The organism is Neorhizobium galegae, assembly GCF_017877135.1.
GTDB lineage: Bacteria > Pseudomonadota > Alphaproteobacteria > Rhizobiales > Rhizobiaceae > Neorhizobium > Neorhizobium galegae_A.
In genome coordinates, this window is the sequence record NZ_JAGIPH010000002.1 from 465,736 (window position 1) to 488,628 (window position 22,893).

Annotated in this window: 21 protein-coding genes; 14 read left to right on the top strand and 7 right to left on the bottom strand. The window is 62.7% G+C overall.

The window, feature by feature from the left end:
• Window positions 1-114 precede the first annotated feature (114 nt).
• The 4 genes from J2858_RS09710 (at window position 115) to ftsZ (ending at window position 5,214) form a co-directional block, all read left to right on the top strand.
• Window positions 115-1,041 (top strand): D-alanine--D-alanine ligase, encoded by a 927-nt coding sequence (locus J2858_RS09710; protein WP_210104589.1) that lies wholly within the window; start codon window positions 115-117, stop codon window positions 1,039-1,041.
• Complete coding sequence (locus tag J2858_RS09715) at window positions 1,029-1,958, top strand: cell division protein FtsQ/DivIB (RefSeq protein WP_432443312.1); 930 nt, start codon at window positions 1,029-1,031, stop codon at window positions 1,956-1,958. Before J2858_RS09710 ends, J2858_RS09715 begins: the two co-directional genes overlap by 13 nt.
• Window positions 1,955-3,286: a cell division protein FtsA gene (gene ftsA / locus J2858_RS09720; protein ID WP_210104590.1), complete on the top strand. Its 1,332-nt coding sequence runs from the start codon at window positions 1,955-1,957 to the stop codon at window positions 3,284-3,286. The genes J2858_RS09715 and ftsA overlap by 4 nt, the downstream gene beginning before the upstream one ends.
• Window positions 3,287-3,363: 77 nt before the next feature.
• Window positions 3,364-5,214, top strand: coding sequence for a cell division protein FtsZ (ftsZ, locus tag J2858_RS09725; protein WP_210104591.1), 1,851 nt, complete (start codon window positions 3,364-3,366; stop codon window positions 5,212-5,214).
• 117 nt (window positions 5,215-5,331) lie between these two features.
• Here the strand turns inward: ftsZ and J2858_RS09730 are convergent, their stop codons facing one another.
• Window positions 5,332-6,024, bottom strand: coding sequence for a hypothetical protein (locus tag J2858_RS09730; protein ID WP_210104592.1), 693 nt, complete (start codon window positions 6,022-6,024; stop codon window positions 5,332-5,334).
• A 308-nt stretch (window positions 6,025-6,332) separates the two neighbouring features.
• Between J2858_RS09730 and lpxC the strand changes: the two genes are divergently transcribed.
• From lpxC to ligA, 4 genes are all read left to right on the top strand, one after another.
• Window positions 6,333-7,286: a UDP-3-O-acyl-N-acetylglucosamine deacetylase gene (gene lpxC, locus J2858_RS09735; protein WP_210104593.1), complete on the top strand. Its 954-nt coding sequence runs from the start codon at window positions 6,333-6,335 to the stop codon at window positions 7,284-7,286.
• Window positions 7,287-7,471: 185 nt separating this feature from the next.
• Window positions 7,472-8,338 (top strand): outer membrane protein assembly factor BamD, encoded by an 867-nt coding sequence (locus J2858_RS09740; RefSeq protein WP_210104594.1) that lies wholly within the window; start codon window positions 7,472-7,474, stop codon window positions 8,336-8,338.
• 13 nt (window positions 8,339-8,351) lie between these two features.
• On the top strand, window positions 8,352-10,025 hold the full coding sequence (recN, locus tag J2858_RS09745) for a DNA repair protein RecN (protein WP_210104595.1): 1,674 nt from the start codon (window positions 8,352-8,354) through the stop codon (window positions 10,023-10,025).
• A 171-nt stretch (window positions 10,026-10,196) separates the two neighbouring features.
• A complete protein-coding gene (ligA, locus tag J2858_RS09750; RefSeq protein ID WP_210104596.1) occupies window positions 10,197-12,356 on the top strand; it encodes an NAD-dependent DNA ligase LigA in 2,160 nt (719 codons plus the stop codon).
• Window positions 12,357-12,474: 118 nt separating this feature from the next.
• Here ligA and J2858_RS09755 read toward each other — a convergent pair whose 3' ends face one another.
• Window positions 12,475-13,002, bottom strand: a complete 528-nt coding sequence (locus J2858_RS09755; RefSeq protein WP_348635467.1) for a GNAT family N-acetyltransferase — start codon at window positions 13,000-13,002, stop codon at window positions 12,475-12,477.
• Between the two features lie 264 nt (window positions 13,003-13,266).
• Between J2858_RS09755 and J2858_RS09760 the strand changes: the two genes are divergently transcribed.
• Both J2858_RS09760 and J2858_RS09765 read left to right on the top strand, forming a co-directional pair.
• Window positions 13,267-13,857 (top strand): 3'-5' exonuclease, encoded by a 591-nt coding sequence (locus J2858_RS09760; RefSeq protein WP_210104597.1) that lies wholly within the window; start codon window positions 13,267-13,269, stop codon window positions 13,855-13,857.
• Window positions 13,858-13,943: 86 nt separating this feature from the next.
• Complete coding sequence (locus tag J2858_RS09765; RefSeq protein WP_210104598.1) at window positions 13,944-14,435, top strand: CreA family protein; 492 nt, start codon at window positions 13,944-13,946, stop codon at window positions 14,433-14,435.
• Between the two features lie 86 nt (window positions 14,436-14,521).
• On the opposite strand, the gene J2858_RS09770 is transcribed toward J2858_RS09765, so the two are convergent.
• Both J2858_RS09770 and J2858_RS09775 read right to left on the bottom strand, forming a co-directional pair.
• Window positions 14,522-14,986 carry a chemotaxis protein CheW gene (locus J2858_RS09770; protein ID WP_210104599.1) on the bottom strand — a complete coding sequence of 155 codons (465 nt, stop codon included), beginning with the start codon at window positions 14,984-14,986 and terminating at the stop codon, window positions 14,522-14,524.
• Window positions 14,987-14,988: 2 nt separating this feature from the next.
• Window positions 14,989-16,953 (bottom strand): methyl-accepting chemotaxis protein, encoded by a 1,965-nt coding sequence (locus tag J2858_RS09775; protein WP_210104600.1) that lies wholly within the window; start codon window positions 16,951-16,953, stop codon window positions 14,989-14,991.
• A 202-nt stretch (window positions 16,954-17,155) separates the two neighbouring features.
• Here J2858_RS09775 and J2858_RS09780 point away from each other — a divergent pair, with 202 nt between their 5' ends.
• The 4 genes from J2858_RS09780 to J2858_RS09795 all read left to right on the top strand — a co-directional run bounded on the left by J2858_RS09780 (window position 17,156) and on the right by J2858_RS09795 (window position 20,956).
• On the top strand, window positions 17,156-17,311 hold the full coding sequence (locus J2858_RS09780) for a hypothetical protein (protein ID WP_210104601.1): 156 nt from the start codon (window positions 17,156-17,158) through the stop codon (window positions 17,309-17,311).
• Window positions 17,312-17,451: 140 nt separating this feature from the next.
• Complete coding sequence (locus J2858_RS09785) at window positions 17,452-18,051, top strand: SCO family protein (RefSeq protein ID WP_210104602.1); 600 nt, start codon at window positions 17,452-17,454, stop codon at window positions 18,049-18,051.
• A gap of 123 nt (window positions 18,052-18,174) precedes the next feature.
• Window positions 18,175-19,056, top strand: a complete 882-nt coding sequence (locus tag J2858_RS09790; RefSeq protein WP_210104603.1) for a 50S ribosomal protein L11 methyltransferase — start codon at window positions 18,175-18,177, stop codon at window positions 19,054-19,056.
• A gap of 70 nt (window positions 19,057-19,126) precedes the next feature.
• Complete coding sequence (locus tag J2858_RS09795; RefSeq protein ID WP_210104604.1) at window positions 19,127-20,956, top strand: aminopeptidase P family protein; 1,830 nt, start codon at window positions 19,127-19,129, stop codon at window positions 20,954-20,956.
• Between the two features lie 5 nt (window positions 20,957-20,961).
• Here J2858_RS09795 and J2858_RS09800 read toward each other — a convergent pair whose 3' ends face one another.
• The 3 genes from J2858_RS09800 to pncA form a co-directional block, all read right to left on the bottom strand.
• Window positions 20,962-21,276 (bottom strand): AzlD family protein, encoded by a 315-nt coding sequence (locus J2858_RS09800; RefSeq protein ID WP_210104605.1) that lies wholly within the window; start codon window positions 21,274-21,276, stop codon window positions 20,962-20,964.
• On the bottom strand, window positions 21,276-21,983 hold the full coding sequence (locus tag J2858_RS09805) for an AzlC family ABC transporter permease (protein WP_210104606.1): 708 nt from the start codon (window positions 21,981-21,983) through the stop codon (window positions 21,276-21,278). Before J2858_RS09805 ends, J2858_RS09800 begins: the two co-directional genes overlap by 1 nt.
• A 141-nt stretch (window positions 21,984-22,124) precedes the next feature.
• Window positions 22,125-22,751, bottom strand: a complete 627-nt coding sequence (pncA, locus tag J2858_RS09810; protein ID WP_210104607.1) for a bifunctional nicotinamidase/pyrazinamidase — start codon at window positions 22,749-22,751, stop codon at window positions 22,125-22,127.
• Window positions 22,752-22,893 lie beyond the last annotated feature (142 nt).

Here is a 22,893-nt window from a genome sequence, read left to right on the forward strand (position 1 = left end):
GTTAACCAAAGTAAACGATTCATTAACCATGCCCGGTGTCTAATTGGTCTGCGCAGGAATCAGGTCGGCGCAAGCAAGAACGCATAAACCCAAGGCAGTCTCAGGGGACTTTTAATGAGTGGCAAGCACGTGGCAGTTCTGATGGGAGGGCTCTCCTCCGAGCGCCCGGTCAGCCTGTCGTCCGGCAATGCCTGTGCATCCGCGCTGGAGGCCGAGGGCTTCCGCGTCACCCGCATCGACGTGGCGCGCGACATTGCCGCCGTTCTTGCGGAGCTGAAACCCGATGTTGCCTTCAATGCGCTGCATGGGCCAAACGGTGAGGATGGCACCATCCAGGGCATCCTCGAATACCTGCAGATCCCCTATACCCATTCCGGCGTCCTTGCCTCGGCTCTTGCCATGGACAAGGACCGCGCCAAGGCGGTTGCGGCGGCTGCCGGCATTCCGGTCGCCGAAGGTCTGGTGCTTGATCGCCATGAGATCGGGGCGGTTCATCCGATGAAGCCGCCTTATGTGGTGAAGCCCGTGTGCGAAGGCTCGTCCTTCGGCGTCGTGATCGTGCGCGAAGGCCAGTCGCATCCGCCTCAGGTTCTTGGTTCTTCTGACTGGCGCTACGGCGACCGCGTCCTGGTGGAGCGTTATGTCGCCGGTCGCGAGCTGACCTGCGGTGTCATGGGCGATGAAGTGCTGGGTGTGACGGAAGTCGTGCCCTTGTCCGGCGCCTTCTATGATTATGACGCGAAATATGCCGCCGGCGGCTCCTCCCACGTCATTCCGGCACAAATTTTACCGAATATTTACCAAAAAGTACAAACACTGGCCCTTAAGGCGCACCAGGCGATGGGGTGTCGCGGTGTGAGTCGCTCCGATTTCCGCTACGATGACCGTCTGTCCGAGGATGGCGAGCTTGTCTGGCTTGAGGTGAATACCCAGCCCGGCATGACGCCGACTTCCCTGGTGCCTGAAATGGCCGCTCATGCCGGCCGTTCCTTTGGTGACCTCGTCCGCTGGATGGTGGAGGACGCTTCGTGTTCGCGCTGAATGGCAATAAAGCTCCGGTTTCCCGCGGGCGCCCGTCGCAATATCCGGTCGCTGATGACCGCATGGTGCTGCCGCGCCCGATGCGTCGCGTCGTTCGCTTCTGCGTGAGCCTTGCAACGGGTCGCATCCATATTCCCCGTCACACCGGCACGGCCGGCGTTTTCGTCTTGTTTGGCGCTGTTGGCCTTTACGGCATGTCGCTTGGCGGCCATGCGGATAATTTCGCCCAGGTAACGACCGCGGCCGCCGGTTTCGCCATCGAGAAGGTGATGATCTCGGGCAATGTGCAGACGTCCGAAATCGACATCCTGCAGATGCTGGGCCTCGACGGCGCGACTTCGCTCGTCGCCCTCGATATCGAGGCGGCCCGTCGCAAGCTGGCGGATCTGCCCTGGGTCGAGAACGCCCAGGTGCGCAAGGTCTATCCGAAGACGATCGAGGTCACGCTGAAAGAGCGCGAAGCCTTCGGCATCTGGCAGCATGGCACGGAGCTGTCGCTGATCGAAAAGAACGGCAGCGTGATTGCGCCGCTGCGCGACAACAAGTTTGCCTCCCTGCCGCTGTTCGTTGGCCGCGACGCCGAATCGGCAGCCGCCGATTTCTTGGATGAAATGTCCAGCTGGCCGGAGCTGAAGGCCCGTGTGCGGGCCTTTGTGCGGGTGGCCGGCCGTCGCTGGGATCTGCATCTTGACAACGGCGTGGTCATCAAACTGCCGGAATCGGATATTCAGCAGGCTCTCGTCCTGCTTCACCGCTACGAACAGTCCGAAGGGCTGTTGAACCGCGATATCGCAGCGGTTGATTTGCGTCTTCATGACCGTACGACGATCCGCCTGACGGCGGACGCAGCACAACGCCGCGCCTCGGCTGTCGAGGCCCGTGCCAAGGCCCTCAAGAAGGCAGGAGGTCAGACGTGAGCCTGTTCGGTTCTTCCAATTTCGGCCTGCCGCGCCTGAAGCCTTTGTCTTCGAAGCGGTCGCATGTGGTGTCGGTTCTCGACATCGGCTCGAGCAAGGTCGTGTGCATGATCGCACGGCTGACGCCGCGCGCCGAAAGCCAGATCCTGCCCAACCGCACGCACAGCGTCGAAATCATCGGCATCGGCCACCAGCGTTCGCGTGGCGTCAAGTCCGGCGTGATCTCCGATCTGGATGCAGTGGAAAGCGTCGTGCGGCTGGCTGTCGATGCGGCAGAGCGCATGGCGGGCCTTACCGTCGACAGCCTGATCGTCAATGTGTCGGCTGGCCGAATCACCAGCGACGTCTATACCGCGACCATCGATCTCGGTGGCCAGGAAGTGGATGCAACGGATCTGCGCAAGGTGCTGACGACCGCGAGCCACCAGTCGGTGCGCCAGGACCGGGCCGTGCTGCATTCGCTGCCCACGGGCTTTTCGCTGGATGGCGAGCGTGGCATCCGCGATCCGCTCGGCATGTATGGCGACCTGCTGGGCGTCGACATGCATGTGGTGACTGCCGAGCGCGCCGCCCTGAAGAACCTCGAACTGTGCATCAACCGCGCCCATCTGTCGGTTGAGGGAATCGTTGCGACGCCTTATGCCAGCGGTCTTGCGGCGCTTGTCGATGACGAGGTCGAACTCGGCTGCGCTGCCATCGACATGGGCGGCGGCACCACGACGATTTCGGTCTTTGCCGAAGGCAAGCTTGTCCACACCGATGCGATCGGCATTGGCGGCCACCACGTGACGACGGATCTGGCACGCGGGCTCTCGACCCGAATCGAGGACGCCGAGCGCATGAAGGTTGTGCACGGTTCCGCCATCACCACGGCGGCCGACGAGCGCGACATGATTTCGGTTCCGCCGATCGGCGAGGACGACCGTGACCTGCCGACGCAGGTGCCGCGTGCTCTCGTCACCCGCATCGTGCGGGCCCGGCTGGAAGAAACGCTGGAACTCATCCGCGACCGCATCCAGAAGTCGGGCTTCAGCCCGATCGTCGGCAAGCGCGTGGTGCTGACCGGTGGCGCAGCGCAGCTGACCGGCCTTCCGGAAACGGCGCGGCGCATTCTGGCGCGCAATGTGCGCATCGGGCGTCCGATGGGGGTTTCGGGCCTGCCGACGGCGGCCAAGGGCCCGGCATTTTCGACGGCGGTGGGTCTGATGATCTATCCGCAGGTCGCAGACATGGAAACACATGCGGGGCAGGGCGGTCTTCTCGCCACGCTCGGCAATGGCAACAGCCGCATCGCCCGCATGGGGCAGTGGCTCAAGGAAAGTTTCTGACCCTCGATCAGAGTGTCAGCCCAGTTTAGAGAATCGGCCCGCTTGGCGAGGCGGCCAGAGAAAGAAGGAACGGTTACATGACCATCAATCTGCAAAAGCCGGACATCACCGAGCTGAAGCCTCGGATCACCGTCTTCGGCGTTGGCGGTGGCGGCGGCAACGCCGTCAACAACATGATCACTGCGGGCCTCGAAGGCGTCGATTTCGTCGTCGCCAACACCGATGCCCAGGCGCTGACGATGGCCAAGGCCGAACGCATCATCCAGATGGGCGTGCAGGTAACCGAAGGTCTTGGCGCGGGTTCGCAGCCGGAAGTCGGTCGCGCCGCTGCCGAAGAATGCCTCGACGAGATCATCGATCACCTGTCGGGCACGCATATGTGCTTCGTCACCGCCGGCATGGGCGGCGGCACCGGCACCGGCGCGGCCCCGGTTGTCGCACAGGCGGCCCGTAACAAGGGCATCCTCACCGTCGGCGTCGTCACCAAGCCGTTCCACTTCGAAGGCCAGCGCCGCATGCGGCTTGCCGAGATGGGCATCCAGGAATTGCAGAAGTCGGTCGATACGCTGATCGTCATCCCGAACCAGAACCTGTTCCGCATTGCCAACGACAAGACGACCTTTGCCGATGCCTTCGCCATGGCTGACCAGGTTCTCTATTCGGGCGTCGCCTGCATCACCGACCTGATGGTCAAGGAAGGCCTGATCAACCTCGACTTCGCCGACGTTCGCTCCGTCATGCGCGAAATGGGCCGTGCGATGATGGGCACCGGCGAGGCCTCCGGCCAGGGCCGCGCCATGCAGGCGGCTGAAGCGGCGATCGCCAACCCGCTGCTCGACGAGACTTCGATGAAGGGTGCTCAGGGCCTGCTCATCTCCATCACCGGCGGTCGCGACCTCACGCTCTTCGAAGTCGACGAAGCGGCAACCCGCATCCGCGAGGAAGTCGATCCGGACGCCAACATCATCCTCGGCGCCACCTTCGACGAAGCGCTGGAAGGCGTCATCCGCGTCTCCGTCGTTGCCACCGGCATCGACCGCGCCGTGAATGAAAACGACCTGCGTGCCGCTGAAATGCGCGCCGCCACGAAACCGATTATCCGTTCTTCCGCGGCCGTTGCTTCGGCTCCGGCCGCAGTTCAGCCTGCAATGGCGCAGGCGCCCCGCACCGTCGCACCGGTCGATCACGTTGCCGAAACGATCCGTCAGGCGGAAGCCCAGATGGAACGCGAACTGTCGATTGCCACCCTGCAGCATTCGGCCCCGGCTCCCCAGCCGGTGCAGGCGCAGCCCGCTCCCGCCCCCGTGCAGGAAGAGTTCCGCCCGCAGAGCCGCCTGTTCCAGCCGGCAGCCCCTGTCGAGCCGGTCGCCGCCCGTCCGGCTCCCGCCTACACGCCCGCACCGACCTATTCGGCACCGGCACCGCAGGCGCCGGTGATGAGCCAGCCGGCTCCTCTCCAGCATCAGCCGATCCAGCACCAGCCGGTGCAGCATCAGCCGGTACACCAGCAGCCGATGCAGCAGCGTGTGGCGCAGCCGGTTGAACAGGCTGCTCCGATCATTCGCAATGTGGCAGAGCAGGTTCGCATGCCGCGCGTGGAAGACTTCCCGCCGGTACTGAAGGCCGAGATCGAACACCGCGCCCAGCCGGCCGCGCATGCGGTCGAGGAACGCGGCCCGATGGGTCTCCTGAAGCGGATCACGAACTCGCTCGGCCGTCGCGACGACGAAGAAGGTGTGGCTGCCGACATGACTTCGGCACCGGCCGCTGCCTCGCAGCAGCGTCGTCCGCTGTCGCCGGAAGCAAGCCTCTACGCCCCGCGCCGTGGCAATCTGGACGATCACGGCCGTTCGGTTCCGTCCTCCAAGGCTCATCATGAGGACGACCAGCTGGAAATCCCGGCCTTCCTCCGTCGCCAGTCCACCTGATCATGACCGGAGGCCGGATCACCGGCCTCTTCCGACCTTGACAAGAAAACGCCCGCGGTCTACCGGACCGCGGGCGTTTTCGTGACAGGACGTCGATGTGCGAAGATTTGTGCCGGTTCAGTTTGAGAGCACAATGTCTGCGACCGCCGTGTTTTTGGGCGACCAGCTGACAGAGACCAGGTTGCGGAAGCTTTCCGGAAAAATGAAAAGCTGGTCCCTGGTCGAGTTGCCGCGGACGGTGACGGCAAAGGCGGTCGTGCCGCCATCGGCAAGCTGCCCGACGAACATGATCGATTGTGTCGGTGCGGTTTGACTGAGGTTGCAGATTTTCAGCGCCTTGAGGCGAAAGGGCCTGTCAGGGTCATCGATGGACAGGTTGAAATTGATACTGGCGCCGGCATAGGCGGAAATATGGGGGCTGCCTTTTTCGCGCAGTCCGCGGATGCAGTCGCCATCGGCGCTGCAGGGCTTCAAGCCGCTGCGCCCGATGAGTGTGTACCCCTTCTCCTTGTATGTCTGAACCGATCCGGTGAGGTCGAGACCGGAAAAGGTGAGAGTGTCTTCACGCGCAGCGCCGATGCAGGGCTCTTCGCTCTTTGCAGAGGCCCGAAGCACTCCAGCCGCGACAGGCAGGGCAACCGTCTTGGCAGGAGACCCGCAGGAAATTTGCGGCGAAGGCGCTTGAACGACATCGTCTGCCGAGGCTATACCCATATGTGACAATGAAATATATAAAGAAGCAAAAATAAATATTGTGCGGTGCATTATGGCCCGTTGACCCTGCTTGATGGGGTTGTATTCTTCGATCACGGCCCGCTCCCTGCAGTATTTCTAATTTTTAATTTATTTTATGAATTCTATTTACATGCGGCGGCTTTCGTCAAGCTCCACTGTGGGCCGCAGACCGCGCAGCGCGCACTTTTGCGGCGTATCGTTTAAAATCATGGTAAATCAACGCGCTGGCTTCGTAACAATGCGAAAGAAACAGTGATTTGGCTTGGATGCCCTCCCGGCTTATGTACAGAATTGAGAAAACAATGTTTCGACGCGACAAGCGTAACGAAACGTCAAGGCTTTGACGCCCCGCTCGCGGGGCCGGGCATGAGAAGGCACAAGACATGACGATCGGACTTCTGGGTTTCCAAACTACAATCGCCGCCCCGGTGAGCCTCTCGGGGATTGGTGTACACTCCGGCAGCCCTGTCTCGATCACCTTCCAGCCGGCGGAAGCCGGCACCGGCATCCTGTTCAGCCGCCAGCTGGCGGACGGGTCGGTCGCCGAATACCGGGCGGTATCGTCCAATGTCGGCAATACCGATCTCTGCACCGTGCTTGGCACCTCGCTGCCGCGGTCGATCGCAACGATCGAGCATGTCATGGCAGCACTTTATGCGCTCGGCCTCGACAATCTGGTGGTCGAAGTCGATGGCGCCGAAATGCCGATCATGGACGGCTCCTCCTTTCCCTTCATCGAAGCCATCGAGCAGGCAGGCATCGTCAACCTCGGCGAAAAGCGGCGCTACATCCGCGTGCTGAAGCCGGTTCGCATCGATTCGGGTGCCTCCTGGGCGGAATTCCGCCCCTATGACGGCACGCGCTTCGAGGTGGAGATCGATTTCGATTCGCCGCTCATCGGCCGCCAGTCCTGGAAGGGTGACCTGACGGCGCAGGTTTTCCGCGATCAGCTGTCGCGCGCCCGCACCTTCGGTTTCATGCGCGATGTCGAGCGCCTGTGGGCCGCCGGCTTTGCGCTCGGTTCGTCGCTGGAAAATTCGGTCGTCATTTCCGATGATGATTCGGTGGTCAATATCGAAGGCCTGCGCTTCAAGGACGAATTCGTCCGCCACAAGACGCTCGACGCCGTCGGCGATCTGGCGCTTGCCGGTGCCCAGTTCATCGGCTGCTATCGGTCCTATCGCGGCGGCCACAAGATGAATGCCAATGCGCTGAAGGCGTTGCTGAGCGATCCGACCGCCTATGAAGTGGTCGAAGCGCCGGTGCGCAGCCAGCGGGTTCGGGCGCGCGAATTCGTTGCCGTGAACGGCCTTGAGTTTGCTCCCTGGGCTGGCTGAGCACTGATAGATCGGGTTTGCAAGGCCGTCTCCCCGGAGGCGGCCTTTCTTTTTGGGACAGGGTGCCGCCGTGCCACAAAAATGCGTCAAAGCACCATCATTGCGTTGCTCTCCCGCTTCTTTTATGGCTAGAACGCCAATTCGGGCGGTCCAGGTAACATCGCGTGGCAATCGGGAAGTGTCGAATGACTGAGACGAAGTCTGTTGGATTGAGGAACACCGCACGCCTTGCGCTTGTGTCCCTGCTGTTGGTGGGCACGGGTACGCTGGTGACCTCCTGCCAATCCGACCCGGACATCGACATTACCAAGCTCGGTCTGAACGCCGATCCGCCGGAGCAGCTTTACAATCAGGGGCTCGCCAACATGAAGGCGGGCAATCTGACGGAAGCCAGCCGCAAATTCGATTCGATCGAAAAGCAGAACCCCTTCTCGGAATGGGGCCGCAAGGCGCTGGTGATGAGCACCTTCACCAAGTATCGCCTGGCGCGCTATGACGACGCCGTGCAGTCCGGCAATCGCTATCTGAAGCAATACCCGCGTTCGGAAGATACCGCCTATGTGCAGTATCTCGTCGGTCTGTCCTATTCCAAGCAGATTTCCGATGTGACGCAGGATCAGAAGGCCTCCAACCGCACCATCGAGGCGATGTCGGTGGTTGTGCGCGATTATCCGAAGTCGGAATATGTCGAGGATGCGCAGGCAAAGATCCGCTTTGCCCGCGACCAGCTTGCCGGCAAGGAAATGCAGGTCGGCCGCTACTATCTGGAACGTAAGGAATATCTGGCGGCCATCACGCGCTTCCGCGTCGTGGTGGAGAATTACGGCAATACCAATCAGGTCGAAGAGGCGCTCGCACGTCTCGTCGAAGCCTATTATGCCATGGGCGTGACGGAAGAGGCGCAGACGGCAGCCGCCGTGCTCGGCCACAACTATCCGGACAGCCAATGGTATGCGGATAGTTTCAAACTGCTGAAGGGCGGCGGGTTGGAACCGCGCGAGAACCGCGGTTCGTGGATTTCTCGGGCCGGCGCCAAGCTGATCGGCGCCTGAAACAAGGGACATCATGCTGATCCAGTTGTCGATCCGCGATATCGTTCTGATCGAGCGGCTGGACCTTTCGTTCGAAAGCGGCCTCTCGGTTCTGACGGGCGAAACGGGGGCGGGGAAATCCATCCTGCTGGACAGTCTGTCGCTGGCGCTTGGGGGGCGCGGTGATGGCGGGCTTGTGCGCCACGGTCTCGACCGCGGCCAGGTCACCGCCGTTTTCGATGTTGCAGCCGATCATCCGGCGCGCCTGATTCTGCGCGAAAACGGTCTGGACGATGACGGCGACCTGATTTTTCGCCGCACGCAATCGGCCGATGGGCGCACCAAGGCCCTCATCAACGACCAGCCGGTGAGCGTCCAGCTGATGCGCCAGGCGGGACAGCTGCTGGTCGAGATCCACGGCCAGCATGACGACCGTGCGCTTGTCGATACCGATGCGCATCGCGCCCTGCTCGATGCCTTTACGGGCCTCACCGAGGAGGTGGCGACGGTTGCTTCCCTCTACAGGCAGTGGCGCGATGCCGACCGGGCCTTGAAGACCCACCGCGCCCGTGTCGAGGCGGCGGCCCGCGAGGCGGATTTCCTGAGGGCCTCCGTCGAGGAGCTGGAAGTCTTGAGCCCGCGCGACGGCGAGGAAGAGGAACTGGCCGAGCAGCGCTCCCGCATGCAGAAATCCGAACGCATCGCCGGGGATATTTCCGAGGCCTGCGACTTCCTGAACGGCAATGGCTCGCCCGTGCCGCTGATTGCCTCGCTGGTGCGCCGGCTGGAGCGCAAGAGCCATGAGGCGCCGGGTCTCTTGGAAGACACCGTGCAGCTTCTCGATGCAGCCCTCGACAATCTTTCCAACGCGCAGATGGAGGCGGAAGCGGCGCTGCGCCGCACCGAATTTGATCCGCGCGAGCTGGAGCGGGTGGAGGAACGGCTGTTTGCTCTGCGCGCCGCCAGCCGCAAATATGCGGTACCCGTCACGGATCTTCCGGCGCTTGCCGAAAAGATGGTGGCAGACCTTGCCGAACTCGATGCCGGCGAGGAGCGCCTGGGCCAGCTCGAAAAGGCGGCAGCATCTGCCAAGGCAGAGTTCGACCATGCCGCGCGTGCGCTCTCTGAAAAGCGCCACAACGGCGCGGATGCGCTGGCGGCGGCGGTCATGGCGGAACTGCCGGCCCTGAAACTGGAGAGGGCGCGCTTCATGGTGAATGTCACCGCCGATCCGGATGCTGCCACGGCAGACGGCATCGACACGGTCGAATTCCACGTGCAGACCAATCCCGGCACGCGCCCCGGCCCGATCATGAAGGTGGCCTCCGGCGGTGAACTGTCGCGCTTCCTGCTGGCGCTGAAGGTGGCGCTGGCCGACCGGGGCTCGGCGCCCACACTTGTGTTTGACGAGATCGACACCGGCGTCGGCGGCGCGGTCGCCGATGCCATCGGCCAGCGGTTGAAGCGGCTTTCGGCAACCGTGCAGGTGCTGTCCGTCACCCATGCGCCGCAGGTGGCCGCGCGCGCCGCAACGCATCTTCTCATCTCCAAGGGGCCGGCAAGCGACGGCTCCGACAAGATCGCGACCCGCGTCGCCACCATGGCGCCGGAACACCGCGCCGAGGAAATCGCCCGCATGCTGTCGGGGGCCTCGGTCACCGACGAGGCCCGCGCCGCTGCCGCCCGTCTGCTGTCGGGCAGTGCCTGAGTTTTTTTGGGTGCCCGTTCCAGGCACAGCCGGAAAATCGCGTGGCGTCGAAACAATCGGCATCGGACAGTGGATCGGCATGCTTTGCCGTTTTGCGAGGCCCCGCTTTAGCGTAAAAAGACACCGGCGAGGATCTGATCGCCAAGGCCTTGCTGTGTTGGAGAGTAGCGCATGCCCGTTGAACAAAGCCCCGTCGAGACGTTGAACGAGGATCAGGCGGCAGCCGAGCTTGCGCAACTTTCGGCCGACATCGCCCGCCATGATCTTGCCTATCATGGAGGCGATGCGCCGGAGATTTCCGACGCCGATTACGACGCCCTCAAGCGCCGCAATGACGCGATCGAAAAGCGCTTCCCGCAGCTGGTTCGCTCCGACAGCCCAAGCCTTCGGGTGGGAGCGGCTCCGCTGCCGACCTTCTCGCAGGTCACCCACGCCCGCCCCATGCTGTCGCTCGACAACACGTTTTCCGATGAGGATGTCAGCGATTTTATCGGTTCCGTCTATCGCTTCCTGGGCCGGCTGCCGGACAATTCCATTGCCTTTACCGCCGAACCGAAGATCGACGGGCTCTCCATGTCGATCCGCTATGAAGACGGGCGCATGGTGAGTGCAGCCACGCGCGGCGATGGCACGACGGGCGAAAACGTCACGGCGAATATCCGCACCATTGCCGAAATTCCCCAGCGATTGCCGGAGGGCGTGCCGGATGTGGTGGAGGTACGTGGCGAGGTCTACATGGCCAAAAGCGACTTCCTGGCGCTGAATGCCCAGATGGAGGCGGAAGGCAAGCCGACCTATGTCAATCCGCGCAATACGGCTGCCGGCTCGCTGCGCCAGCTCGACGCGAAGGTGACGGCAAGCCGCAAGCTGCGCTTCTTTGCCTATGCCTGGGGGGAAATGTCGGCGATGCCGGCAACGACCCAGATGGGCATGGTCGAAACCTTTCGCGACTGGGGCTTTCCGATCAATCCGCTGATGAAGCGGCTGACCTCGGTTGCCGACATCCTTGCGCATTACAACGAGATCGGCCTTCAGCGGCCGGATCTCGATTATGATATCGATGGCGTCGTCTACAAGGTGGACGAACTTGCGCTTCAGGAGCGCCTGGGCTTCCGCTCCCGTTCGCCGCGCTGGGCAACCGCCCACAAGTTCCCCGCCGAACAGGCCTTTACGACGGTCGAGGCCATCGACATCCAGGTTGGCCGCACCGGCGCGCTGACACCCGTGGCACGCCTGACGCCGATCACCGTGGGGGGCGTCGTCGTCACCAACGCCACGCTGCACAACGAGGATTACATCAAGGGCATCGGCAATTCCGGCGAACGCATTCGCCCCGAAGGCCATGATATTCGCATCGGTGACACGGTGATCGTGCAGCGCGCCGGCGATGTCATTCCGCAGGTGCTGGATGTGGTGCTGGAAAAGCGGCCCGACGACTCCTGCGAATATGTGCTTCAGCCGAAATGCCCGGTCTGCGGCAGCCACGCGGTGCGTGAGCGCAACGAGAAGACCGGCAAGCTTGATTCGGTCATGCGCTGCACCGGCGGCTTTACCTGCTCGGCGCAGGCCAAGGAGCACCTGAAGCATTTCGTCTCGCGCAATGCTTTTGATATCGAAGGGCTTGGGGCCAAACAGATCGATTTCTTCTTCGAGGCCGACGATCCCGCCCTGCAGATCCGCACCGCGCCGGACATTTTCACGCTGAAGGCCCGGCAGGAGGCATCCACCCTCACCAAGCTCGAAAACATCGATGGCTTCGGCAAGGTCAGCGTCCGCAAACTATATGATGCCATCGATGAGCGCCGCCAGATCGCGCTCAACCGCTTCATCTTTGCGCTCGGCATCCGTCATGTCGGTGAGACCACGGCAAAGCTTCTGGCCCGCGCCTATGGTAGCTATGCGGCCTTCGAAGCGGCGATGAAGGAGGCCGCGACGCTCTCCGGCGATGCCTGGACGGATTTGAACAACATCGAAGGCATCGGCGAGGTGATGGCGCGCGCCATTGTCGAGTTCTTCAAGGAGCCCCGCAATGTCGAGGTCATCGGCCGCCTGCTGGCTGAGGTGACCCCGCAGGATGCCGAGCAGCCGGTGGCAAGCAATAGCCCGGTTGCCGGCAAGACGGTGGTCTTTACCGGCAGCCTCGAAAAGTTCACCCGCGACGAGGCCAAGGCCCGCGCCGAAAGCCTCGGCGCCAAGGTGGCCGGCTCGGTATCGAAGAAGACCGATATCCTGGTCGCCGGCCCCGGTGCCGGCTCGAAACTGGCCAAGGCCACTGAGCTTGGCGTCCAGACCATGGACGAGGACGAGTGGCTGGCGCTGATCGGCGGGTGAGGGGCTTTTTCTGTTCGTCCCGCACGGCAAGCGGCCCCCTCATCGGCAGCCGGCATCTTCTCCCCAGCGGGGATACGTGCCGAGCGCGGGCGAGGCGATGAGGCGGCGGCTGGCGCAGTCATTTCAACCGAGCCATCGCATGGGCATCCACAAAAGCGCCGTCGCGGAAGGCGAAATCGCGGTGGGTGCCTTCCACGGCAAAGCCGAACTTCTGGTAAAGCGCCAGCGCCGCTCCGTTATCGACAAACACCGTAAGTTCCAGACGGCGCAGGTTGAGCCAGTTGTCGGCCAGGTCGGTGACGGCGGCCATCAGGGCGGAGCCGACACCGCGTCCGGCATGCGCATCGTGAACGCCCATGCCGATGATCCCCACATGCGCGCGTCGGCCCGCCTGGCGCATCAGGCCGATTTGGCCGATGATCTCTCCCTGCCGTTCGGCCACGAGGCCATGCGTATTGGGGTTGGCATCGCTGAAGCGGCGGGCCGTTTCCGCAAGCGGCTGGTAGGGCAGGCGCAGCGTTCCACGTCTGAAGCCCGGCAGATTGACGAGTGTCGTGATGGCGTCCGCATCCGATGGCTTTGATGCGCGGATGATAAGGTCGGCGTAGGGGGCAGGGCGTTGTTCGGGTGGTTCGTCTTGCATCATTCTCTCTCGGGTTCTCAGGAAAGCCGAGGCAGAGCCATGTGACGGGTCCCTGCCTGAAACCGGCAGGGATGTGTGAACTGATCAGGCCATGCGCCAACCGTCCACACGCCCTGCGGGGCGAATGGTGTGGGTCATCACAAGATGGGTGCACGAACGGATCATGCGGCCAAGGTCTCAGACGCTTTGCCTGCCGTCAAGACAGCTTTGCCGAATCAGCCGGCCCGGATAGAACGCTGGCCATAGCAACCAGTCCGGACATCACCCTTGAAAACCATTGCCATCGATTTCGAAACCGCCAATGAACAGCGCGGCAGCGCCTGTTCGGTCGGTCTCGCCTGGATCGAGGATGGCCGGGTGGTGCGGGTCGAGGAGCGGCTGATCCGCCCGCGCGACATGCGCTTTTCCTCCTTCAACATCGCCGTCCACGGCATCCGGCCGGAGCATGTCGAGGATGCCGGGGAGTTTCCCGAGGTGATGGACGAGTTCATCGACGATTTTGCCGGCGCCACGATGATTGCCCATAATGCGGCCTTCGATTTCAGCGTCTGGCGCGCCTGCCTCGATCTTTACCGCCAGTCCTATCCGGACCTGTCCTATCTCTGCAGCGTTAAGATGGCAAAGAGTGTCTGGCCGCACCTGACGTCGCACCGGCTGAACGTGCTGGCTGCCCATCTTGGCCTGACTTTCCAGCACCATAACGCGGCACAAGACGCGGCGATCTGCGCGGAGGCGACGCTTGCCATGGCCCGTGCGGTGGGAGCGGCGCATGCGCACGACATTGCGGCCCGCATCGGCATGACGATCGGCAGGCTGTATGCCGGTGGCTATTCGGCCTGCACGCTGCGCAAGCGCTGAACCGGCTGGCCGGCGCGCAGACCGTCTTGCATTCGCGTCTGCGATGCCTATCTCGTGATCACCACCGCTCACCGGAGATTTCGTTCATGCGCGCCCGTCTTTTTCTTGCCGCCGCTGCCCTTTGCGGCATGGTCTCGGCCTCGCCCTCCTTTGCCGACGTGGTCGGTGAGGTCGGCGTCGACTGGATGGGCAATGATATCATCGTGGATGCCGTCTCCGACCCCAAGGTGAAGGGCGTCACCTGCCACGTCACCTATTTCGATCGCGGCGTGCTCGACCGGCTGAAGAACGGCAAATGGTTCGAGGATCCGTCCAACAATTCCATCGCCTGCCGCCAGACCGGCCCGATCGAAATCGGCGACATCTCGCTCTCGAAGGGCGGCGAAGAAGTCTTCAAGCAGGGCATGTCGCTGATCTGGAAGAAGATGGTTGTCAACCGGATCTACGATAAGAAGAACAACACGCTGGTCTATCTCATCCACACGCGCGAACTGACCGACGGCTCCGCCAAGATGGCGATTTCCACCGTGCCGCTGTTCAACCAGTCCGTCACATGGATCAACGGCCAGCCGAAGTAATGGCGAACTGACCGCGACCTAACGCCAAAAACCCCGGTCGCGAAGACCGGGGCGGCGTCTTTCATCCAGCAGCAGGCACGTCGAAATCAGGCGGCCTGGGCGAGCTCGTCGGCAATCACCGTGTCGAGGTTCAGGAAGCAGACCATGGTCTTTTCCAGTGCCACGATGCCGCGGCAGAAGGCACGCTGGGCTTCCGGAATGATTTCCGGCGCCGGCTGCAGGTCTTCGCTCTTGATCGTCATCATATCCGATACCTGCTCGACGAGCAGGCCGACCAGCTTGCCGGCAATGTCGGTCACGATGATTGCCGCCCGTTCCGACGGTTCGGTCATCTTCATGCCGAGACGGCAGGCCATGTCGATGACCGGGATAACCGCGCCGCGCAGGTTGATGAGGCCCAGTACGTAAGGCGGCGTATGCGGCATCGGCGTCACCGGAGCCCAGCCGCGGATTTCGCGGATGGCCATGATGTCGATGCAGAACTCCTGGTCGCCCAGGTGGAAGGAGACGATCTCGAGATAGGCGCCGGTCTTCTTGATAGCGTTCGTCATGGTTAGAATTCTTCCCATTTTTCTTTGGTGGCGACGGCGGTTGCACCCGCTGAAGGCCTGCTGCTGCTGGTGATGGCGCCTGCAACCCGGTTCATCAGGCTGCGGGCGGGAGAGGGACGCGAGACGACGGCGGCGGCTGCCGTATCGACCGCGCGGGGTCCGGTACCTTCGACGCGGAACTGGCCCATCAGGCGGGTGAGGTTTTCCGCGTCGCTGGCCAGCGTATGGCTGGAGGCATTGGTTTCCTCCACCATGGCGGCGTTCTTCTGGGTGGTCTGGTCCATCTGCGAGATGGCGGTATTGATCTCGGACAGGCCGACGAACTGTTCGCGCGCCGACGTCACGATCGCGCCGACATCGTCGTTGATCTTCAGGACGTCGTCGCCGATGCGGTGCAGGGCTTCGCCGGTTGCACGCACAAGGGCTACGCCCGTCTGCACTTCGCCGCTGGAGCGGGTGACGAGCGCCTTGATATCCTTGGCAGCGCCCGAGGCCCGTCCGGCAAGCTCACGCACTTCCTGGGCCACGACCGCAAAGCCCTTACCGGCTTCACCGGCGCGGGCGGCCTCGACGCCGGCGTTCAGCGCCAGAAGGTTGGTCTGGAAGGCGATTTCCTCGACCACGTTGATGATCTTGCCGATTTCGCCGGTCGCACCTTCGATGCGCTCCATGGCGGCCATCGCATCGGTGACCACCTGCGAGGAGCGCTCGGCATAATCCTTGGCGTTGCTCACCATCTGGCTTGCGCCTTCGGCCCGTTCGGTTGCCGTGCGCACCGTGCGGGTGATCTGCTCAAGGGCCGCCGAGGTTTCCTCAAGCGCTGCCGCCTGCTGTTCTGTGCGCTTGGCCAGATCATCGGCGGCCGAACGCATCTGCTGGGCATTGGCCTGGATGGAGCTGGAGCTGCCGGAAATCTCCGTCATGATCAGGCGCAGCTTCTCGGTCAGCCGGTTGAAGTCGGCGCGGACCGGCTCCAGATCCTCGCGGAAGGGCCGATCGATGACGATGCTGAGGTCACCTTCCGAGAGGCGGGTGAGGGCGGCGGCCAGCGCCTGCGTTGCCGTCTTGATCGCCTCCGCCTCCGCCTTCTGCAGTGCGTCGCGCTCGCGCGTAGCTTCTTCGGTGCGGCTGCGCTCTTCCTGCGTCTGCTGCTCGAGCGTTATCTTGTCGAGGCTTGCCTGGCGGAAGATTTCCGTCGCCCGGGCCATGTCGGCGATCTCGTCGCTGCCCTGGGTCCCAGGAACCGGGGTCTGGCAGTCGCCGGCGACAATACGCTGCATGCTGTCCTTCAGGTTGCGGATGCCGCGGCGGATGGCGCCGCCATGGATGAACTGCAGGATGCCGACCACGGCCATGGAGAAGAGACCGCAGAGAAACTGGATCCACAGCGAATTTCTGGAGATGCCTTGCACCGTGTCGATGCTGTCAGACGCAAGGGCGCTTCCAAGTGTCGATATGTTGCTGAGCGTCGAGGTGATCTTGTCGCCGGCAGCGTCGATCGCATCATCGATGGCTTCAAAGGCTTCATCCGAGCCGCGCGTCTCAACCAGTTTGGTCAGGTCCACCTGAATGGCCTGTACGGCTTTTGCAAGGTCGCTTGGAAATGTCGCAGCCAGCTCCGGGCGCCCGGCATCAGCGGCAAGCCGGGTGACGACGGCTGTGCCCTCGGTGAGTTTCTTCGCCGTATCGGCAACCAGTTGCAGGCGTTCGGGCTTAACGTGTCCTTCGTCCTTGTCGACGATGGTGTCCATGGCCGCCAGGATCATTTCGAGGCTGTCGGCCCTCAGTGCATTCAACCGATCGACATCCTGGTTGATCACGACGGCCCGATTGAGGCCTGATTCGACACGCGCCTGCTGATACCAGCCGACCGCCACGATCGCGCCCATGCCCACAAAGGCCGTGGCGCCGAGCGTCATCAGGCGCTGGCTTACCGACATTGTCCTGCTGCCGTATGTGCTGGTCATGAGTGCTGCTGGTTCCTGTTGAAGCTTTGGCGGAGAGAGAAGGAGGCTTGCTGCGTCGATATGGCTCCTGAAAGGCGCCATCATGCACCGGCCGTTACGTCAACGCGCAGCAAAACTGTCTCAAACAGGTGTTAAACATTCGCTAATCCTGATATGACGAATGGAACTTCAACCAACTGCAGTGTTGCGCTAGAAACTTTCCATGCGGTTACCTGATTATCCTTCATATTTGCCTTTCGGGCTTGCGGCAGGCTTGTTTCTCGCCGGCGCCTGCGGTTTTGCCGCCTATGGCTGGATCCAGCATGGTGCGGCGATCTATCTGGCACTGTCGCAGAACTTTGCCGCCTGGTGCCTCTAGGTGCCCGATGAGGCGGCTTGCTGCACTCGCCTGCGACGATGCAGCGCGCTTTATTCCAACATCCTGTTCGTGAATTGCGGCTCACCCTCGCAAGGGGTAAGGAGGTGGGATATCTTGACCGCCGGGAGCCCGCATTCGCCATGAAGACCATCCGAATAGCCTTATGGATTGCCTGTGCCGTCATGGCCGGTGTGCTCGGCTGGCTGACGCTCGAAGTCACGCGCTCCAACAAGGATATTGCGGAGGGGCCGTTTGGCGTTCCCTTCACGCTGGTGGCCCAGAACGGGCAGCCGATCACCGAAAAGGCGTTTCAGGACAAGCCCACGGCGTTGTTCTTCGGGTTCACCCATTGCCCGGAAGTGTGCCCCACCACGCTGTTTGAACTGAACGGCTGGCTGCACCAGGTGGATCCGGACGGCACGAAGCTCAACGCCTATTTCGTCACCGTCGATCCGGAGCGAGATCCGCCGGAACTGCTCGGCCGCTATGTGTCCAATGTCACCGACCGCGTGGTCGGCATTTCCGGCGATCCGGCCAAGATAGCCGAGGTGATCAAGGGGTTCCGCGTCTATGCCCGCAAGGTGCCGGTGGACGAGAAGGATCCGAACGGCGACTACACCATGGATCACACCGCCTCGGTGTTTCTGCTCAACAATGGCGGCCGTTTTGCCGGCACGATCGCCTATGGCGAAAACGCGGATACGGCGATGAAGAAGCTGCAAAACCTCATCAAGGGCTGATCGCCTGGTGAAGATCCGAGCTGTTGCTTGATAGGGCCGACGATTTTGTGGCATGGCTGATCTTCGTGTCGAGCGGCCCGGGGATGTCGGTCGCGGAATGCCAGCTGCAGAAAGAACCAGACCTTGAGTGAGATCCGCCTCTACGTCACCGTCACCGAGCGCGAATCGGAAGACATCCTTGACCTTCTGTCGCTTTGCTTCGGCGAAGAGGATTTTGCCATCGGCACCACGGAAGTGGACGAAAAGGCAGACCGCTGGGAAGCCTCTGTCTACATGATGCGCGACGACGAGGACGAGGTCCGCGCGCGGTTTGAGGAAACCATCGGCGAGGCCTATCCGGGGCTTGCGATCGAGCGCGAGGTCCTGCCCGATATCGACTGGATTGCAAAATCGCTAGAGGGCCTGAAGCCGGTGCGCGCCGGGCGCTTCCTCGTCCATGGTTCGCATGATCGCGACAAGGCGCGCCCGGGGGATCTCGCCATCGAGATCGATGCCGGCCAGGCATTCGGTACCGGACATCACGGCACCACGGCCGGCTGTCTGGAAACCATTGCCCGAGTCATGCGCGCGCACCCGCTGCGCAATGCGCTTGATCTTGGCACCGGAAGCGGAGTCCTCGCCATCGCTGTGCGAAAGCTTGCGCCTATCCCGGTTCTGGCGACCGACATCGATCCGGTTGCCGTGCGGGTGGCGGCGGACAATGTCCGCCTCAACGGGATCGCTCAGGGCATCACGCTGGAAACCGCGCCGGGTTTTCACTCGTCGGCCTTCCGTCGCCACGGCCCGTTCGACCTCATCATTGCCAACATCCTGGCGCGGCCACTGATCAAGATGGCGCCGCAGCTTGCAACACACCTTTCACCGGGCGGCGATGTCATCCTGTCGGGGATTCTGGCCTCGCAGCGGTGGAAGGTGATTGCCGCCTATAATGGCGCAGGCCTTGCCCATGTACGTACCATCTGGCGCAATGGCTGGGTGACAATCCATCTGCGCCACGGCGCCTGAGTTTTTGGCCCTGCGGCAATTTCAAGTGACATCGCGCCCGAACGGAATAGCCCCTATCGAAAGTTGAACCATGTTCCAGTCCTTCGACACCACCTCGTCTCCCGCTTCCGGTCCCTCGCGCGTCAAGGCGCTGCGTGAGCGTTTCGATGCCCTCGGTATCGATGGCTTCCTGGTGCCGCGTGCCGATGAGTACCAGGGGGAATATGTGCCGGCCTCGGCCGAGCGTCTGTCGTGGCTGACCGGCTTTACCGGGTCAGCCGGCATGGCACTTATTCTGCGGTCGCAGGCGATCGTTTTTGTCGATGGGCGCTATACGACGCAGCTCGTGCAGCAGGTGGACGCCGCGACCTTCACCCCCGGCGATCTCGTCGGCGAGCCGCCGCACAGTTGGATTGCTGCCCATGCGCCGAAGGGCCTGCGTCTCGGCATCGATCCGTGGCTGCACAGCGGCGCGGAGGTCAAGCGTCTGACGGCCGCCCTTGCCGGGCGCGACGGCAGCCTCGTGATGCTGGACCACAATCCGCTCGACGCGATCTGGCAGGACCGCCCGGCCGAGCCGATGGGCGCTGTTGCCGTGCAGCAGGAGGCGCATGCGGGCAAGCCCGCGGCAGACAAGATTGCGGCGATCGCCCAGGAGCTTGCCGAAAAGGGCGCCCATGCGGTGCTGATTGCCGATCCCTCCTCGATTGCCTGGATCTTCAATGTCCGCGGCGCCGACGTGCCCCATACGCCGCATCCGCTGGCACGGGCCATTTTGCTTGCCGACGGCACGGCCGAACTGTTCATCGACGCCCGCAAGCTCGGCCCTGAGGCGGCGCGCCATCTGGAGGGTCTCGCACGTCGTCTCGATCCGGCAGAACTCGCGGACCGTCTTGCGTATCACGCAAAGGGGGGCGCCAAGATCCATGTCGACGCCGATGCCACGTCGATTGCGCTCACCCGCGTCATCGAGGAAGCCGGCGGCGTGGTGGTCGAGGCGACCGATCCGGCCCGTCTGCCGCGCGCGATCAAGAATGCCGTGGAACTTCGCGGTTCGGCAGACGCCCATGTGCAGGACGGTGCCGCCATGGTGGCCTTCCTGCATTGGCTGGACACGCAGCAGCCCGGCACAGTGAGCGAGATCAAGGCAGTGAATGTGCTCGAAGCATTTCGCGCCCGCGTTGGCGAAAGCTTGCAGAACCCGCTCAAGGACATTTCCTTCGATACCATATCGGGCGCCGGCGAGCACGGCGCGATCATGCACTACCGGGTAACGACCGAGACGGACCGGATGCTTTTGCCCGGCGAACTTTTTCTGATCGATTCGGGCGCCCAATACATCAACGGCACGACGGATATCACGCGCACGGTCGCCATCGGCGCGGTGCCGGACGAGCAGAAGAAATTCTTCACGCTGGTGCTGAAGGGGATGATCGCCATTTCGCTGGCGCGCTTCCCCAAGGGCTCGCGCGGCTGCGACCTCGATCCGCTGGCGCGCATTGCGCTGTGGAAGGCCGGGGCCGACTTTGCCCATGGCACGGGCCATGGCGTCGGCTCCTATCTCTCCGTGCACGAGGGGCCGCAGCGGATTGCGCGTCTGTCGACGCAGGAGCTGCTGCCCGGCATGATTCTCTCCAACGAGCCGGGCTATTACCGTCCCGGTTCGTTCGGCATCCGCATCGAAAACCTTGTCTATGTGACCGAACTGCAGGCCATCGCCGGCGGTGATCTGCCGATGATGGGGTTCGAGACGCTGACCTGGTGCCCGATTGACCGGCGCCTGGTGGTCAAGGCCCTGCTAACCGAGGAAGAGCATCAATGGCTCGATGCCTATCACCAGACGGTGCGGGTAAAACTGTCGCCGCTGATCTCCGATCGGGAGGTGCTCTCCTGGCTGGAACAGGCCACCCAGCCGCTCTGACGCCGTCAGGACAGGAAAAGGTGGCGCAGCAGAAGGGCTGCGCCCCAGCCGGCAATCAACAGCGGCAGGCCGGGATGGCGAAGGCCGACCAGCAGCGCCACGATCATGGCAATCTTCACCTCGATACCACCATCGAAAAAGGCGGGCGCCACCAGCGTGGTCAGCACGGCTGCCGGAACCGCATTGAGCGCGGTTTCCAGCCGTGGCGGGATGCGTGTCATCGCACTGACGAGCAGATGTCCGCCGATCCGGGTCAGATAGGTCGCAAGGCCCGCGGCAAGGATGACCAGTGCGGTGTGAAGATCGGTCAGATGTTCCATCAGGAGGTTTCCCCGGCATCGGCGGTCTTGGCCGGTTTGTGAAGGACAAGGGCCGCGATAACGCCGGCCAGGGCACCTATGCTCACATGCCAGGGCGAACCGACGGTGTGCATGGCAAGGATCGAGGCAGTGGCGCTGATCGGCACCACGATGGAAAACAGAGGGCGGCGGCGAAAGCCAAGGACGAGGCCGAGAAAATAGACCGGCAAAAGCACGTCGAAGCCCAGAGCGGCCGGATCGCCGACCAGACGCCCGAACAGGGCACCGATAGCGGAACTGGCAACCCATAGCCCATAGACCACGAAGGCCATGCCGAAATACCAGGAGGGCTCGACCTTTCCGTTGCGGTCCACCTGTTTCGACGCTTCTGCAAACTGCGGGTCCGTCAGGAAGAACAGGGCGGAAAAGCGCGCGAGCGGCGAATAGGCACGCAGATGCGGGGAAAGCGCCGCCGAATAAAGGATGTGGCGGAAATTGACCGCAAACACCGACAGGACGATCAGCCAGGCCGGCACGTGCGTCCCGAACATCTGGACACCGACCAACTGGCTTGCGCCGCCAAAAATGACGCCGCTCATCATGGTCGCCTCAAGGGGCGTCATGCCCCCATCGACGGCCACGGCACCGAACAGCAGCCCGAAGGGCAGCGTCGAAAACCCGACGACCATTCCGGCTCTGGCGCCTTGGCGGAAAAATGAACTGCTCATGGACTGATCTCCCGATAGGCCCCGCTGGTAAAGCGCTGGGGCCCTTCGGACAAGACAGGAATACTGATATCATCATGCATAGGATTGAAACCGGCCTTTGATGTGCGCAGGCCACGTTCGATTCGCAACAGCCGTGAAGCGTCAGTCGGCGAGGATCTCGCTGCTGGTCACGATGGCGACGCCAGCGTCGCGCATTTCGGCAATGGCGGCGGCAACGCCTGCCGCGTCGATGCCGCGGCTGGCATCCGAAATGAAGCGCACCTTCACATCCGGCAGCATGGCGCGCGCGTCGAGGGCGGAAAATTTGACGCAGTAGTCGGTTGCCAGACCGCAGATGTCGAGTTCGCTCACCTGCTGGGCGCGCAGATAGCCGGCAAGGCCGGTGATGGCCGCCTGATCATTGTCGCGAAAGGCCGAATAGCTGTCGACGGCCGGATTCTCGCCCTTCTGCTGGATGTAGTCGATGGCATCAACATTGAGATCGGCATGAAATTCCGCGTCCGGCGTGCCTTGCACGCAGTGATCGGGCCAAAGCACCTGCGGCTTTCCCGACAGCGTTCCCATGTCGAAGGGCTTTGCTCCAGGGTGCTGCGAGGCAAAGCTACCATGATGATCCGGATGCCAGTCCTGCGAGGCCGCCACCAGATCGTAGGATCCTTCCTCGATGAGCCTGTTGACGATGGGCACGATCCGGTCACCGTCTGCGACCGGCAGGTTGCCGCCCGGGCAAAAACCGTTCTGGATGTCGATGAGCAGCAGCGCCTTCATGATCGTCTCCCTGCGTGATGATCGCCCAAGATGCCAAGCCTGTCGTGCGGGATCAAGCGTTCGCGGTTTGCGTGGAATGTCTTTCTGCAGTCCGCGCGCAAGTTGGAAGGTGATGCCTCGAACCAGCGGGAGTTCTGCCCTA